Source organism: Actinocrinis puniceicyclus (genome assembly GCF_018283645.1).
GTDB classification, from domain to species: domain Bacteria; phylum Actinomycetota; class Actinomycetes; order Streptomycetales; family Catenulisporaceae; genus Actinocrinis; species Actinocrinis puniceicyclus.
The window spans coordinates 43,194-59,366 of record NZ_JAGSXH010000006.1; the positions used below are offsets into that span (position 1 = coordinate 43,194).

The window sequence follows — 16,173 nt, forward strand, 5'->3', positions numbered from 1 at the left end:
GAATGCTGCGTTCAGCGGCTCCGAATACGGTCTGGCATACAGCTGACCGTCGGGATACCGGCTGCGGATGCGGTGAGCCCATCGCAGGGCGAGGGACGTCTTGCCGACCCCCGCGGTTCCTCTGGCCTGGCGCTGCCCGGCAACGACTGCTGGATCTTCGACGGGGTGACGGTGCTGTTCAACCATTCCACCGGGGACGGCGCCTGGGCCGGCAATGAACTGACGACGGACCCGCAGGTCGCGCAGTTGTGTGCCGGCGCCTTCGAAGCGGTGTGGGAGTTGGGAATCCCCCATGGCGAGTACAAGATCAAGTAGCATATCAGGGGCCGCTGATGCGGCCGTCCGGTTTCGGATCAAGACGAACCATGACCCGTACTCGGAACGCGTTCTACCCGCCGTAATGCTGGCCGCCGTGATGCTGGCTGCGTGGGCCGGCGTGAAAATGGTTTGTCCGCCGCGATTCGCGCCTCATAGCGTCCTGGCGTGACCTATTTGAGCCCTCTGGGGTACCTGCTCGGACTCGAAGGCGCGGCCCTGCTGCAGGCGCTGCGGGAGGGAACCGGCGACCGGGCCTTCGTCGAGGCTCGCATTACCGAGATCCGGACCCTGCTTGCCGACCCGGCGCTCGCCGCGTCCCCGGGTGTCGAGGCGACCCCCGGCGGCATCTCCACCGCCGAGGTCTACCGCGAATGGGCGCCCGTCTACGACGAGCCGAACTCGATGATCGAGTACGAGGAGCCGTTCGTCCACGCGATCCTGGACCGCCTGCCGATCGGCGACGCCCTCGACGCGGCCTGCGGCACCGGCCGGCACGCGGCCCACCTGGCCGAGCGCGGACACCGGGTCGTCGGTGTCGACGCGTCGCCCGAGATGCTCGCCATCGCCGAGCGGAAAGCGCCCGGCGCCACCTTCCACCGCGCCGAACTGACCTCGATGCCGCTGCCGGACCGGTCGCTCGACCTGGCCGTCTGCGCCCTGGCGCTGTGCCACCTGCCGGACCTGGTCCCGGTGTTCGCCGAGTTCGCGCGGGTCCTGCGGCCCGGCGGCCACCTGGTCATCTCGGATCCCCACGTGGCGCTGTCCTATCTGCGGCCCACGCTCGCCCGCGCGCCCGGCCCGGACGGTCGCCCCTCGATCTTCACCGAGTACCATCGCCCGCTCAGCGAATTCCTCGCCGCGGCGCTGCCCGCCGGCTTCCAGGTGCGTCACTGCGCCGAACTGCCGCGCACCAATCCCCCGGCATCGGCATTGGCCGGGGTCCCCAGGGTCATCCCCGCCCCGGACGTCCCGCAGGTGAGCTGGGAGCTGATCGACTGGATTCCTGAGGCGGCCAAGGCCGCGTTCCACGTGCCCACCATCGTGATCTGGCATTTCCAGCTGGGCGGGGAACGATCGGATTCGATGCCCGGCGGATGACAACCACGGCCGGGCTCTCGGAAAGGTCGGTGGGGGATGGGCAAGGCGCCCATCCCCCGCGTGCCGGTCAGCGCGCCGGTAATGGTGCGGCGCGGCCGCGAGAACCGATGACCCGCTGCAGCAGGATGAAGGCCAGCAGCAGGGCGCCCGTCAGCACCTTGATCCACCAGGAGCTGAGCGTCCCCTCGTAGCTGATGATCGTCTTGATCAGGCCGATCACGAGCACTCCGAGCATGGTGCCGACCACGTAGCCGGCGCCGCCGGTCAGCAGCGTGCCGCCGATGACCACGGCGGCGATGGCGTCCAGCTCCAAGCCCACCGCGTGCAGCGGGTCACCGGACTGGATGTAGAGGGTGAACAACAGCCCGGCCAGCGCCGAGCAGAACCCGCTGATCGTGTAGACCGCCACCTTGGTGCGCGCCACCGGCACGCCCATCAGCAGCGCGGACTGCTCGTTGCCGCCGATCGCGTACACCCGCCGGCCGAACGTCGTGTAGTGCAGCACGAACGCGGCGGCCGCGAGGAACACCAGCGAGGTCACCGCGCCCAGCGACAGGAAGGTCCCGCCGGGCAGTTGCACCTGGTAGAGCGCCAGCTTCGAGATCGTCCTGTCGTCGATCGAGATCGACTCCTTGCTGATCACCAGGCACAGCCCGCGAAACAGGAAGAGTCCGGCCAGCGTGACGATGAACGGCTGGATCTCGAAGTAGTGGATCACGTAGCCCATCAGGTAGCCGCCGAGGCAGCCGACCGCCAGGACCAGCGGGATCACGACCAGGACCGGCCAGTGCTGCTGTTGCACCAGCCAGGCCGTCAGCATGGTGGTGAAGCCGACGATCGAGCCGACCGACAGGTCGATCCCGCCGGTCAGGATCACGAAGGTGGCCCCGATCGCGGCCACCAGCAGGTATCCGTTGTCGATGAACAGGTTCGCGATCACCTGGACCGACAGGAAGTTCTGGTTCTGATACCGGGACGCGCCGCCGGCGAACATGGCGATGAACAGGATCGCGGTCACCAGGACCGGCAGGCGCTTGTCGCGCAGCAGGGCGCTCATCGGCCCACCTCCGAGGTCGTCAGCGTCGCGGGCGGGGCGGCGTCGGCCACGGCCGGGGCGCTCGGCCGGGCCCGGCGGCGGAACACCTTGGCCCGGAAGGCCGGGGACTGCAACAGGAACACGAAGATCACCATGACCGCCTTGAACACCAGGTTGGTCTGCGTGGGCACGCCGATCGTGAAGATGGTGTTCTGCAGGGTCTCGATGATCAGCGCGCCGATCACCGTGCCGCCGAGGTAGAACCGGCCGCCGAGCAGCGAGGTGCCGCCGATGACCACGGCCAGGATGGCGTCCAGTTCGATCCACAGCCCCGCGTTGTTGCTGTCCGCGGCGGACAGGTTCGAGCTGTTGATCAGCCCGGCCAGCGCCGCGCACAGGCCGCAGAAAATGTACGCCATCAACTTGATCCGGCGGGCACGGATGCCGACCAGCCGGCTGGCCTCCGCGTTGCCGCCGACCGACTCGATCAGCAGGCCCAGGGCGGTGCGCCGGGTGAGCACCACGGCGAGCGTGACCATCACGGCGATCAGCAGCACCGAGAACGGGAAGCCGAGCCAGTATCCGCCGATGACGCCGAACGGGGTGTTGCTGTTGATCGTGATGATCTGGCCGCTGGTGATCAGCTGGGCGACGCCGCGCCCGGCCACCATCAGGATCAGGGTCGCCACGATCGGCTGTACCCCGCGGCCCGCGACCAGCCAGCCGTTCCACGCCCCGCAGACCAGTCCCGCGCCGAGACCGATGGCCACCGCGATCAGCACGCCGGACAGGCTGTTCTGGTCCGTCTCCTTGCTGATGTACAGGCAACTGGCCGCGCCCGCGATGGCCAGCACCGCGCCCACCGACAGGTCGATCCCCCCGGTCGCGATGACCAGGGTCATCCCGAGGGCGACCAGCACGATCGGGGCGCTGAAGATCAGGATGTTGACGAGGCTGCCGTAGAGGTGCCCGGCCCGCACGTGGATCGCGAAGAAGCCGGGCGTGAACGGCACGTTGATCAGCAGCAGCGCCACCAGCACGGCCACCGGCCAGAACAGCCGGTGCCGGGTCGCGGCGCGCCAGTCGAGGTTCGTCATGTGCCCGCTCCGCTCGCGATCGTCTCCAGGATGCGGTCCGCGGTCACGTCCGGGCCGTTGGCGATCTGGGCCACCAGCCTGCGGTCGCGCAGCACGCCGATGGTGTGGCTCAGCCGCAGCACCTCCTCCAGTTCGGCGGAGATGAAGAGCAGGGACATGCCCTCCTCGGACAGGGACACCACCAGCTTCTGGATCTCGGCCTTCGCGCCCACGTCGATGCCCCGCGTCGGTTCGTCCAGGATCAGCAGCTTCGGCTGCGTGATCAGCCAACGGGCCAGCAGCACCTTCTGCTGGTTGCCGCCGCTGAGGGTGCCCACCTTCGCCTCGGGATTGGCCGGCCTGACATCCAGCGCCGTGATGTACTTCGCCACCAGCTCGTCGCGCTGCGCCGCCGGGATCGGCCGGGTCCAGCCGCGGGCCGCCTGCAAGGCCAGGATGATGTTCTCCCGTACCGTCAGGTCCGGTACCAGCCCCTCGGTCTTGCGGTTCTCGGAGCAGAACGCGATGCCGTGGGCGATCGCCGCGACGGGGGAGTCGAGTGAGACCTTGCGCTCCTCGATCCGGACCTCGCCGCTGTCCGCCCCGTCCGCCCCGAACAGCAGCCGGGCCGATTCGGTGCGGCCGGAGCCGAGCAGGCCGGCCAGGCCGACCACCTCGCCCCGGTGGATGGACAGGTCGAAGGGCTCGATGGCGCCCTTGCGGCCCAGGCCCCTGGTCTCGACCAGCGGGTCGCCCACGGCCGGGCGGATGTGCCCGGTCAGCGCCTCCAGCTCGCCCAGCTCGCGGCCGATCATCTTCTGCACCAGCGCCACCTGGTCCAGCTCGGTGACGGGGTACTCGCCGACCAACTGCCCGTTGCGCAGGATCGTCATACGGTCGCAGACCTCGTAGATCTGGTCCAGGAAGTGCGAGACGAACAGGATCGCCACGCCCTCGGCCTTCAGCCGGCGCATCACGCCGAACAGGCGCTCGACCTCGTCCCGGTCCAGGCTGGAGGTCGGCTCGTCCAGGATCAGCACCTTGGCATCGATGCCGACCGCGCGCACGATCGCCACCAACTGCTGGATCGCGAGCGGGTAGGCGCCGAGCGGGGCGGAGACGTCCAGTTCGAGGCCTATCCGGGCGGCCAGCTCGGCGGCCCGGCGGCGCAGCTCGCGCCATCGGATCGCCCCGCGCCGCGTCGGCTCACGCCCCAGCAGGATGTTCTCCGCGACCGTCAGGTTCGGGCAGAGGTTGACCTCCTGGTACACGGTGCTGATCCCGGACTGCTGCGACTGCAGCGGGCTGCTGAACCGGACCGGTGCGCCGTTCAGCGAGATCCGGCCCTCGTCGAGCTCGTACACGCCGGTGAGGACCTTGACGAGGGTCGACTTCCCGGCGCCGTTCTCGCCCAGCAGGGCGTGGATCTCGCCGGGCAGGAGGCGGAAGTCGACGCCTGACAGAGCCCGGACTCCGGGAAACTGTTTACTGATACCCGTCATCTCCAGGACGGGTTGTGGCTCTGCCATGGCAGCGCGCCTCCGTGTGTCTTGGCCGGCGCCGGGCGGGGAGTGCGGCCCCGCCCGGCGCCGGAGTCGGGCTCAGTACTTGCGGGTGGGCAGAGCGGCTGCCGCCTGGTCCTGGGTGAAGTCGCTCTCCTTGGTCTTGATCCACTTGGGCAGGTCGGTCTTGCCCGCGGCGACCTGCTTGGCGGCGTCCATCAGCTGCGGGCCGAGCAGCGGGTTGCACTCGGCGATCGCGTTGATCTTGCCCTGGGTCATCGCCACGAAGCCGTCGTGCACGCCGTCGCAGGACACGATCTTGATGTCCACGCCCGGCTTCTTGCCGGCCGCCTCGATCGCCTGGATGGCGCCGAGGGCCATGTCGTCGTTCTGCGCGAACAGCGCGTTGATCTCGGGGTGGGACTGCAGGAAGGCCGCCATGACCTGCTTGCCGCCGTCCCGGGTGAAGTTGCCGGTCTGGGTGACCACGATCTTCCAGGTGGGGTCGCTGGCGGCCATCACCTTCGCGAAGCCCTTGGTCCGGTCGATCGCGGGGGCCGAGCCGGTCGTCCCTTCCAGCTGCGCGAGGTTCACCGGGCCGGTGTGACCCTGCAGGACGTGCTCCATCAGGTGCGCGGCGCGCTCGCCCTCGGCCTCGAAGTCCGAGCCGATGAGCGTGACGTACAGCGACGGGTCGGAGACGTCCACCGAGCGGTCGGTCAGGATCACCGGGATCTTGGCCGCCTTGGCCTCCTGCAGCACGGTGTCCCAGCCGGTGACGACCACCGGCGAGAAGGAGATGACGTCGACCTTCTGCTGGATGTAGGAGCGGATCGCCGCGATCTGGTTCTCCTGCTTCTGCTCGGCGTCGGAGAACTTGAGGTTGATCCCGGCGGCCGCGGCCGCGTCCTTGACCGACTGGGTGTTCGCGGCCCGCCAGCCGCTCTCCGAGCCGACCTGCGAGAAGCCGAGGGTGAGGGTCTTGGCGGCGCCTCCGGTGGAGGAGGCAGAAGTGGTGTTGTTAGTCTTGGCGCACGCGGCGAGCGCGCCGGTGGCGGCGACAGCGGCGGTGCCTGTCAGGAAATGACGTCTGTTGAGCATTCACTTCTCCCTTGAAGTCGCGTGGTGCGAGCTCGTGCTGAGCCGTGGGCTACGCGGATGTGCTCGTGGTGCGAAGGGGTGTTGAGTTGCCCCCACCTCGGCCGCACCTGTGCAAGGCCCGGCCGGGGATTCTGGCGTGCTGTGTTGTCACTCGATTGATCACAAACCCTGGGCCAGGCGGTAGTACGCCTGGTTCCATCGCAGTTCCCTGGTGAATTGGCGGATCGTGGTGCCGGCGTCGATGACGAGCAGTTCGACGCCGAGCATCTCGGCCAGGTCTTGCAGCTCCTCGGCGCCGAGCGCCGCGGTCAGCACCGTGTGGTGAGGAGCTCCCGCAGTGAGCCAGGCTTCTGCGGAAGTGTGCAGGTCCGGTCGGGGCGACCACACCGCGCGCGCGACCGGAAGGCGCGGCAGCGGTTCGAGCGCGGGCACGACGTCGATCTCGTTGGCCACCAGGCGGAAGCGGTCGCCGAGGTCCGCCAGGCCCACCACCGTCGCGGGGCCGGGACGCGCGTCGAAGACCAGCCGCACCGGGTCCTCACGCCCGCCGATGCCCAGCGGGTGGATCTCGCAGGACGGCGTCCGCGCGGCGATGGAGGGGCAGACCTCGAGCATGTGCGCGCCGAGAATCAGCTCCCTGCCGGGCTCCAGGTGGTAGGTGTAGTCCTCCATGAACGAGGTGCCGCCCGGCAGTCCGGCGGACGCGGCTTTCAGCGTGCGCAGCAGCAGCGAGGTCTTCCAGTCCCCCTCGCCGCCGAAGCCGTAGCCGTCGGCCATCAACCGCTGCACCGCCAGGCCGGGCAGTTGCCGCAGCCCGCCGAGGTCCTCGAAATTGGTGGTGAAGGCGCGAAAGCCGCCGGAGGTCAGGAAGTCGCGCAGACCCAGCTCGACGCGCGCGGCGTAGCGCAGCGACGCGTGCCGCTCGCCGCCGCAGCGCAGTTCGGCGGTGACCTCGTAGCTGTCCTCGTACTCCTTGACCAGGGCGTCTATTCGCGTATCAGAGATCGAATCGACGACGGCGACCAGGTCGTTGACGCCGTAGGTGTTGACCGAGACGCCGAAGCGCAGCTGGGCCTCGACCTTGTCGCCCTCGGTGACCGCCACGTCGCGCATGTTGTCGCCGAACCTGGCCAGCTTCAGGGTTCGCATGTCGGCCAGTCCGGTCGCGGCGCGCGTCCATGCGGCCACCCGCTCGGCCACCGTGGGATCACTCGCGTGCCCGGCCACGGTCTTGCGGGGTACGCCCAACCTGGTCTGTACGAACCCGAACTCGCGGTCGCCGTGCGCGGCCTGGTTCAGGTTCATGAAGTCCATGTCGATCGTCGCCCACGGCAGCGCCACGTTGGCCTGCGTGTGCAGGTGCAGCAGCGGCTTACGCAGGACATCGAGCCCTGAGATCCACATCTTCGCCGGCGAGAAGGTGTGCATCCACGCGATCAGGCCGATGCAGCGGTCCTCGGCGTTCGCCTCCAGGCACACCCGGCGGATCGCCTCCGCGTCGGTCAGCACGGGCAGCCAGACGATCCGCACCGGTGTCGGCGGCCGGCCGGCCAGGCCGCGCAGCGCGCCGGAGAGCGTCTCAGCTATGCGCTGCGACTGCTCGGCGACCTGCCGAAGCGTCTCCTCGCCGTAAAGACCCTGGCTGCCGGTGAGGAACCAGACCTCGTACGCGGCATCGGGGGCGGCGTCCAGTGACGTCATTGTTCGTTGACTCCGTCCGCAGGGGGCTGCTGCCCGTAGACGTGGGTGTACCGGTGGTGCAGCGCGTCGATGTCGGCGCGCGGGATCGGGATCGGCTCGCCGTAGGCGCGGGCCAGGTGCACGGTGCGGGCCACGTCTTCGGTCATCACCGCGGCTTTGACCGCGGCGCGTGCGTTCTTGCCGATGGTGAAGACCCCGTGGTTGCGCATCAGCACGGCGGGGGAGCGGTGCCCGTCGAGCGTCTCGATGATGCCTTTGCCGATCGCCTCGTCGCCGATCAGCGCGAACGGGCCGACCGGGATCTCGCCGCCAAACTCGTCGGCCATCGCGGTGATCACGCACGGGATCGCTTCGCCGCGCGCCGACCAGGCGGTCGCGTAGGTCGAGTGCGTGTGCACGACACCGCCGACTTCGGGGCGGTGCCGGTAGACGTAGGCGTGCGATCCGGTGTCGCTCGACGGCTTGTAGGCGCCCTCGACGACGTTTCCGTCCAGGTCGCACAACACCATCGACTCGGGGGTCAGCTCCTCGTAGTCCAGCCCGCTGGGCTTGATGACCATCAGGTCCGCGCCCGGTACCCGGGCCGAGACGTTCCCGGAGGTCCAGGCGACCAGGCCGTTGCTCGGCAGCAGCGCGTGCAGGGCACAGACCTCGGCGCGCAGCCTGTCGATTTCGGCGCGGACGGCCGCGTCGATGTCCGCGCGCCCTGGGCCGGAACCGGGTATCTCGGACATGTCAGTCCCCGTTCTCGTCGTGTGCGGCGAGCCGGATCGCGCGCAGGCGGTGCAGTACCTCGTTGGCGCCCCGGCCGAAGTAGTCGTGCAGGCGCAGGTACTCGGCGTAGAGGGCGTCGTAGGCCGAGGCGCGCTTCGGGTCGGGGGTGTAGGCGGCGCGCTGGATCTTACCCATCGCCCTGGCCGCGGTCGGTACGTCCGGATAGGCGCCGGCGGCCACGGCCGCGTGGATGGCGGAGCCGAGCGCAGGGCCCTGTGAGGAGCCGATGATGCTCAGCGGCCGGCGGGTGACGTCGGCGTACAGCTGCATCAGGAAGCTGTTGCGCAGCAGGCCGCCGGCGACCACGAACTCGTTGACCGGTACGCCGCTCTCCTCGAACGCGTCGATGATCACCCGGGTGCCGAAGGCGGTGGCCTCGAGCAGCGCGCGGTAGACCTCGTGCGGCTTGGTGCCGAGCGTCAGGCCCGCGATCACGCCGGAGAGGTGGTGGTCCACCAGGACCGAGCGGTTGCCGCTGTGCCAGTCCAGCGCGATCAGGCCGTGCGCGCCGACCGGTTGCGCGGCGGCCTGCTCGGTGAGCAGTTCGTGCACGGAGATACCGCGCCGCTCGGCCTCGTCCCGTACCTGGCCGGGTGTGGACTGCTCGGCGAACCAGGCGAAGATGTCCCCGACGCCGCTTTGCCCGGCCTCGTAGCCCCACAACCCCTCGATGATGCCGCCGTCCACCACGCCGCACATGCCGGGCACCTCGGCGAGTTGCCCGCCGTTCATCACGTGGCAGGTGGAGGTGCCCATGATGGCGACCATCTGGCCGGGCTCGATGGCCTGCGCGGCCGGGGCGGTCACGTGCGCGTCCACGTTCCCGACGCACACCGCGATCCCCTCGCGCAGACCGGTCCAGGCGGCGGCCTGCGCGGTGAGCCCTCCGGCCCGCGAACCGAGCGGCGAGATGCCCGGTGAGCCGGGGGCGAGGTCGAGTTTGTCGTTGAAGTCGGCGAAATCGGGGGCGAGCGCGGACAGGAATGCCGCCGTCGGGCGGGCGCCGTCCTGCAGGATGCCCTTGTATCCGGCGGTGCAGGCGTTGCGGGTCTCGGCGCCGCACAGCTGCCAGGTGATCCAGTCGGCCGCCTCGATCCAGCGCTCGGTGCGCGCGTAGATCTGCGGGTCCTCCTCCAGCAGTTGCAGGCCCTTGGCGTACTCCCACTCGGAGGAGATCTTGCCGCCGTAGCGGGCGATCCACGGTTCGGGCCGCTTGTGCGCCAGGGCATTGATACGGTCGGCGTGTGGCTGCGCGGCGTGATGCTTCCACAGTTTGACGTAGGCGTGCGGCCGGTCGCGCAACTCGTCCAGCTCGCACAGCGGGGTGCCGTCCGCGAGAGTCGGCAGCACGGTGCACGCGGTGAAATCGACACCGATCCCGACGACCCGCGCCGGATCGATCCCGGCGTCCGCGACGGCGGCCGGCACCGCGCGGCGCAGCACCTCGCGGTAGTCGTCAGGGTACTGAAGCGCCCAGTCCGGCGGGAGCGCGCCGCCGCCGGGCAGTACGTGGTCGATCACGCCGTGCTCGTACTCGTGCACCGCGGTGCCCAGCTCGGCGCCGTCCGAGACGCGAACCACCAGGGCGCGGCCGGAGAGCGTGCCGTAGTCCACACCCACCACGAAACTGTCCCCGGCGGCGTGGTCGTCGTCGGTGTCGCTGCTGTGGTGAAGCTCGTTGTGAGCGTTAACAACCATCGGGCACCCTTGTCATCGAAAACACCTCTTCGTGGGATCGCCGTTCAGTCGGTGTGGCGTGTGGCGGAGGCGCGGACCACCAGGCCCGGCTCGATGGAGATGTGCGGCGCGGCGGCCGGGATGCCGCGCTGGTCGGCGTCGATCAGCTGGATCAGCGAGCGAAGGGCGCGTCGGCCCAGTTCGTCGAAGTCCTGGCGCACGGTGGTCAGCGGTGGCCCGAAATACTCAGCCTCCGGAATGTCGTCGAACCCGATGATGCTCACGTCCTCGGGGACGCGGCGGCCGGCCTGCTGCAACGCGCGCAGCAGCCCGAGCGCCATGTGGTCGTTGGCGCAGAAGACGGCGGAGATCCCCGGGTCGCGGGCGATGCGCTGTCCCAGTTCGAAGCCGGTGCGCGCGGACCAGTCGCCGCCGTTGAGCGGCTCGGGCACGATCGCGCCGTGGGCTTCGAGCGTGCGCCGCCAGCCGATCTGGCGTTCCTGCGCGTCCAGCCAGGAGGCGGGGCCGGCCAGGTGGTGCACGGTGCGGTGGCCGAGATCCAGCAGGTAGGAGGTGGCACGTTCGGCCCCGGCCTCGTTGTCCACGGCCACCGAGGCCAGCGCGGAGTGGGTGCCGCAGCCGACCGCGACCAGCGGCACGTCCGAGGGGACGTTCGCCAGCGCGCCGACCGCGGTGGTCTGCGGGGCGATCACGATGATGCCCTCGACCGCCTGGTCGCGCAGCCGCTCCACCGCGTCGAGCACCGAGCGGCGGTCGAGTGCGGCCAGGGCGGCGACGGTGACGAAGTAGTCGTGCTGCTTGGCGGCCTGCTCGATGCCGTAGAGCATCGAGGCCGGCCCGTAGAGCGTGGTGTTGAAGCTGATCACGCCGAGCGTGTTGGTGCGCCGGGTGACCAGCGTGCGGGCGGCCGCGTTGGGCCGGTAGCCCAGTTCGCGGATCGCGGCCAGCACCCGGTCCCGGGTGGCCGGGCGCACGTTGGGGTGGTCGTTGAGCACGCGCGAGACGGTCTGGTGCGAGACACCCGCGATCCGTGCGACGTCGGCCATGACCGGGGCCCGATCGCCGTCGATGACTCGCATCTCGCCGTTCACCCTCCCTCTGCACGCCATCGTCGCAGGAGTTCGACCTGATTGGACCGTATTGCGTGGATCATGAAACCGCCCGAACACTCGGGGCGGGACAGTTGCGGCCTGGTTCGCCGGAGCGGACGCCGTGGAGAATTGTTAGCGCAAACATCCGGTCTCGTCAAGGTCCGAACGGAAGTGCCAGGCCGCCTGCCAGGTAGTGCCCGGAACCTTCGCGCAAGCTGGTGCGTTCCTCTTCGGCTTCAAGTACGCGGAAATCGGTAACGGGCGTTGCGCGGATCCGGTCCGGGGCCCACGAGCGAGACGGCAGGGAAGATGGTGATTTCGGTGGCTGAATCGTCGGCCTGCTAAAGCAGGGCCCGCGTGCGGACGCCGCTCGGCCCGGCGCCGCTGCGCCCGTAGCCGAAGCGTCGATCAAGCGCTGCTGTCAAGCGCTGGCTCGGATCGACTCTGCCCGACGATGTCGGGCAGTTCACTGTTCACGACATCCTCGAATTGGGCGTGCCGTTCACGCCATCGGCGGGCGAATGCCGGCGTCCAGTCTTTGAGTCGCAGCGCTGGGCGTTCGACCAGATGCCAGGAGAGCGCGGCCAGCGCCAGGCCGCCGAGAAGCGCCAGGCAGGTGTAGGCGACCAGACCCCACCGGGGAACGTTGAGCATCGTGAGCAGTTCCTGCACCGGCCAGGCGTAAATGTACAGGCCATATGAGTAATCGCGCTTTCGGCCGACCGTTTGGAATCGCCGCGGCAGCCGCATCGCGGCCCACAGCACGAGGTAGCCGTACGCGGGCAGCCCGAGCACGAAGAATCCGCCCATCCGGGCCGAGAGCAGGAAGAGGAGCGCGGCGATCACGGCAAGGGCGCCGTGCGTACTGAAGCGTTCCTTGTAGAGCTGCGCGGCCGCGCCGAACGCGAACATGAAACCGAGATAGACCATGTTGCCGGTGGTCAGCGCGCCGAGCAGCGGCAGCGTGACGGTCACGCCGGCCGGGTGCCCCCCGGTCCACGTGTGCGCCTGAACCTGATAGTGGACGATGTACAGCCAGCCGGTCGCGGTCAGCACGAGCAGCAGTCGTGGCGCCCGCGAAAGGACCGTGCTGAAGGCGAGTGCGGCGATCGCGAGGTAGCCGAGCATTTCGTAGGCGAGCGACCACAGCGGCCCGTCGAAGATGCCGACGATTGGGTTGACCCGCAGATCGGAGATGCCCAGCTGCCGTAAACCGGTCCACCAGTTCGCCCGCACGAAGTCGAACGGACCGCCCGGGTGCACCCAGAAACCGCTCAGAGAGCCGCGTTCGTGCAGGCAGACCAGCGGGGCCATGACAAAGGCGAGGAGCAGCAGGCAGACCCACAGACCGGGGAAGATCCGCAGGAATCGGTGCCATAGGTAGCGGCCGAGCCCGATGCGAACCGCGCTGCCGGAGATCAGATAGCCGGAGAGGACGAAGAACCCGAATACGGCGAGCTTGCCCAGGTCGGTCTGATGTCGCGTGCTCGCCTCGCCCGGGTCGAGTTGTCCGAAGCCCAGCACGCGCGAGTGCGAGACGACGACGGCCGAGGCGAACGTCAGCCGCAGGAAGCCGATCGAGTTGCGTCGCCCGGCCGAGTCGGTCGCGAGCGTGCGGTCACGCAGGGATGACACGAAACCGGACATGCCGTATATCAGCCCCAAAATCGTAATCCCGGCGAGACGCAAGAACAGGACAAGCTACCAAAGCCACTGGGCGCATCGGACGGCGGGCCCTTCCGTGTCTATCCATGTCAGGCCTCGACCTCCACCTGAGCATCCATCGGCGACCGTTCCCAGGTCGCTGCGTGTCGGCGGCTCTTCCCAGTTCAGCATGGGTGGTGGGACTACTCCGCTACCCGACCGTGAGGTGGACGCGCCGATGTCGCACTCGTCAGCGTCGATCGCACCAAGCCTCGATCGCGCTACGTTTGGAGACCAGCTATGACGGCCCAGCCGAGGCTTCCGATCCGTCAGTTCGCCGCAGAGGGCTACCGGGCGGTGGGCGCCTGGGCCCAGACCGTGGACGAGTCGGCGCAGAAGGCGGCCCTCGAGAAGGAGCTCATCCACCGGCAGCGTGCACGTGCCCGCACTGATGCGGGTCGAGACCTACGCGACCGTGCACCAGTTGGTCTCCACGGTCCGCGGCCGGCTGCGCGACGAGCAGACCGTGGTCTCCTGCGTGAAAGCGTGCTTTCCCGGCGGCTCGATGACCGGCGCGCCGAAGAAACGCACGATGGAGATCATCGACGAACTCGAGGCGTCGGCCCGAGGCGTCTTCTCCGGCGCGATCGGGTTCCCGGCCTGCAACGGCACCGCGGATCTGAACATCGCCATCCGCACCGCGGTGTTCGCCGGCGGGCGGATGCAGATCGGGGCCGGCGGCGCCATCGTGCTCGACTCTGACCCGGCCGAGGAGTTCCAGGAGATGCTGCTCAAGGCGGATGTTCGGTCGCAAGGTCATGCCACAGTCGGGTCCGTGCCGAAATTCGTGGGTGGGGACGGCGGCCTGACGGGCCATAGGTTTCTGCGGCTGGAGCGGTTCAGCCCCGTTTCATTGGCAGGACCGCCGGTAGACGCGGGTGATCTGCGAACGGGCGAGGGGTTGTTGCGCGACCACCGGAGGCGCGTTTGAGATCGGCTCGGTGAGCTTGAGCTCGAGAGTGCGGGGCCGGCCAGGGTTGAGCTCGATGCCGGTGCCGTACACGGGATGTCCGAGTTCGGCGTTGACGGACATGGCGACGGTTCTGCCGTCCAGGGTCGCACTGGTCAGCTGTGCGCCAATGGCGCCGTAGACCGACACCCAGAGGGCGTTGGAGCCCCATACGTGCGGATGCCCAGGGTCGTCGAGCCGGTATGCGCCGTACTCGGGGATGCCTGCGGGAGGTGCGTTATTCGTCAAAGTAACCCGCACGGTGCTGATGCGGCGGCCGTTGTGGCATGAGCCGAGGCTGTACGCCACGGACCGATCGAGGTAGTAATCGAGCTTGGTCCCGGATGCGTTGTTCACGATGAGGTCGACGAATGGGCCCGGGGTCTGCGGGAGTGCGCCTCCGACTGGCGTGGCGGCGAGAATGTGTTCTTCGGCAGGCGTGCTGCTCCACACCTTGAGGCGTCCGTCCTCGACAGTGCGCGCCACGGCTCGCAACAGTGTTGTCGGGTCGTGAGGTTCGTTGAGCAGCGCATTCACAACGGCGCCGGCGACTTCGATGAGGAAGTGCTTACGTGTGGCCGGGTCCGGGAAACGGGCATAGGCGGTTTTCTCGGTGAGTTGGACGGCGTTCGCAGCGGTCAGTTGCTCCGCGTCGGGCAGGGTCACCGGACCGATGGCGGCGAGGAGGTCGGCGAGACCGACCGGGTCGGTGGCGATCGCGCCGTCGAGTCGCTGGCCGGTCTGGCGCTGCCAGAGGCCGGTCCAGATTCGGGCAGCGTACGGGAAGTTCGGTGAGAGGTTGGAATTCGCCAGGAGCTGGGCACTGTCGTCGGCGCCGTATAGCGCGGCGAATTGCTTGCCGAGATCCACGACGGGCCGTGCCGCCATTCGGATGTCGACATCCGATCCGAGTTGCGCGAAACTCAGGTGTCCGTTGTCCGCGACAATCACGCCGTAGGCACCTACGAGCCCTCCCGTGCCTCGCGCCTCCGCATTGTTCTGGAACGCCAGGAAATAGCGCCTGGGGCCTTGGGCCCCGAGCATCGGCGCCAGCAGGTGTGCCGCCGTCGACGTGGTCGCGACGGTTTTCTCAAGACGCCCGACGCGCTCGGCGAGGGCGGTGCGGGCATTGTCGATCTCGGCGCTTCCGGTGTTCCCCGGCAGGGAGGCCAGTTGGGATGTCACAGCCCTGAGCCTGCGGTCCGCGTCCCCCAGAGGAACGCTTGCGGCCTTCGCAGCGGTGAGGATGGCGGACAGTGGGTGGCCGTTTTTCCGGGGGTTTTCCGCCTGCACTGTGGAGGTGGCGTCGAGCAGGTCAGGCAGGATGTGATTGGCCAACCCGTCCGCGGCTTGGGCGAGCCCGCGGATGGTGCGGATCGGGCGGCCTGCGAACGGCAGCCGCGCGGCCAGCCACCATACGGGATCTGATGTGGCTCGGGCCGCGTCAGCGGCTTCGCGTTGTGCGATTTTCAGTGAATTTCTGGCATCGGCGGCGTTTCCGTTGGCCAGGTCGGTTTGAAGGCGGTCGACCGCCGTGCGCGCCGCGCTCAGGTGCGCGCGCACGGTCGCCGTACGAGCGGCTATCCAACCTGCGGCGCTCATCACTACGACGACCAGCAGTGCGGCGCTTCCTAGCATCAGTTTTCGCTTGCTGCACGCGAATCGTCGCAGCGACAGTCGCCTCACCGTTCGGCGGAGCCCGAAGCGCGTCGTCGGCGCCGCGTGATGATGAAGGCGCCACCGCTGGCCAGAGCGGTGGTACCGACTACGGCCGGCAACAGTACGTATGCCCCCGTGTTCGCCAATCCTCCGGTGCCCGTATGGGCCCTGCTCGGTGGAGTGCCGGGGATGCTGGAGGCGGTGGCGGTTGGTGAACAGCCGCAACTGGGGGAAGCGGTGGGAGGCGGCGGGCTTGGGGGGTATGGCTCTGCCCGCACGGCTGCGACGGGCGGCATGATCGTGGCCGCCGCGTCGGTATTTGCCAGTGCCAGAAGTGCGGCACACGCCACGACGGCAGTACTAGACCACCGTGCTGCGGAGTTTGGGCTCACGGGGTATGTCCTTTCAGGACTGGAACTTGCCAGGCATGACAATTATGTACTGCCTTTTAATCACCTTGGATGCC

At 68.8% G+C, this 16,173-nt stretch carries 12 protein-coding genes and 1 pseudogene; 3 read left to right on the forward strand and 10 right to left on the reverse strand.

The window, feature by feature from the left end; all coding sequences use genetic code 11:
• The first annotated feature begins 72 nt into the window (after positions 1–72).
• On the forward strand, positions 73–315 hold the full coding sequence (locus tag KGA66_RS03085) for a DUF6879 family protein (protein WP_211464250.1): 243 nt from the start codon (positions 73–75) through the stop codon (positions 313–315).
• Positions 316–483: 168 nt separating this feature from the next.
• Entirely contained in the window at positions 484–1,416 is a 933-nt protein-coding gene (locus KGA66_RS03090) for a class I SAM-dependent methyltransferase (protein ID WP_211464252.1), read from the forward strand.
• A gap of 67 nt (positions 1,417–1,483) precedes the next feature.
• Here KGA66_RS03090 and yjfF read toward each other — a convergent pair whose 3' ends face one another.
• From yjfF to KGA66_RS03135, 9 genes are all read right to left on the reverse strand, one after another.
• On the reverse strand, positions 1,484–2,473 hold the full coding sequence (gene yjfF / locus KGA66_RS03095; RefSeq protein WP_211464254.1) for a galactofuranose ABC transporter, permease protein YjfF: 990 nt from the start codon (positions 2,471–2,473) through the stop codon (positions 1,484–1,486).
• Positions 2,470–3,549 (reverse strand): ABC transporter permease, encoded by a 1,080-nt coding sequence (locus tag KGA66_RS03100; RefSeq protein WP_211464256.1) that lies wholly within the window; start codon positions 3,547–3,549, stop codon positions 2,470–2,472. Before KGA66_RS03100 ends, yjfF begins: the two co-directional genes overlap by 4 nt.
• Complete coding sequence (locus KGA66_RS03105) at positions 3,546–5,057, reverse strand: sugar ABC transporter ATP-binding protein (RefSeq protein WP_211464258.1); 1,512 nt, start codon at positions 5,055–5,057, stop codon at positions 3,546–3,548. The genes KGA66_RS03100 and KGA66_RS03105 overlap by 4 nt, the downstream gene beginning before the upstream one ends.
• 72 nt (positions 5,058–5,129) lie before the next feature.
• Positions 5,130–6,131, reverse strand: coding sequence for an ABC transporter substrate-binding protein (locus KGA66_RS03110; protein ID WP_211464337.1), 1,002 nt, complete (start codon positions 6,129–6,131; stop codon positions 5,130–5,132).
• 159 nt (positions 6,132–6,290) lie between these two features.
• Complete coding sequence (gene araA, locus KGA66_RS03115; protein WP_211464260.1) at positions 6,291–7,832, reverse strand: L-arabinose isomerase; 1,542 nt, start codon at positions 7,830–7,832, stop codon at positions 6,291–6,293.
• The gene (locus KGA66_RS03120; RefSeq protein ID WP_211464262.1) at positions 7,829–8,566 is read right to left on the reverse strand and encodes an L-ribulose-5-phosphate 4-epimerase; all 738 of its coding nucleotides are present in this window, start codon (positions 8,564–8,566) and stop codon (positions 7,829–7,831) included. Before KGA66_RS03120 ends, araA begins: the two co-directional genes overlap by 4 nt.
• Position 8,567: 1 nt before the next feature.
• On the reverse strand, positions 8,568–10,304 hold the full coding sequence (gene araB / locus KGA66_RS03125; RefSeq protein ID WP_211464264.1) for a ribulokinase: 1,737 nt from the start codon (positions 10,302–10,304) through the stop codon (positions 8,568–8,570).
• Between the two features lie 44 nt (positions 10,305–10,348).
• Entirely contained in the window at positions 10,349–11,383 is a 1,035-nt protein-coding gene (locus KGA66_RS03130) for a LacI family DNA-binding transcriptional regulator (RefSeq protein ID WP_211464266.1), read from the reverse strand.
• 420 nt (positions 11,384–11,803) lie between these two features.
• Entirely contained in the window at positions 11,804–13,042 is a 1,239-nt protein-coding gene (locus tag KGA66_RS03135) for an acyltransferase family protein (protein ID WP_211464268.1), read from the reverse strand.
• A gap of 409 nt (positions 13,043–13,451) precedes the next feature.
• Between KGA66_RS03135 and KGA66_RS32415 the strand changes: the two are divergent.
• Positions 13,452–14,030 (forward strand): annotated as a pseudogene (locus tag KGA66_RS32415) (chorismate-binding protein); the annotation flags it as partial.
• Here the strand turns inward: KGA66_RS32415 and KGA66_RS03145 are convergent.
• On the reverse strand, positions 13,950–15,650 hold the full coding sequence (locus KGA66_RS03145; protein WP_211464272.1) for a DUF4012 domain-containing protein: 1,701 nt from the start codon (positions 15,648–15,650) through the stop codon (positions 13,950–13,952). The pseudogene KGA66_RS32415 and the gene KGA66_RS03145 sit on opposite strands and share 81 nt — an antisense overlap.
• Positions 15,651–16,173: the final 523 nt, after the last annotated feature.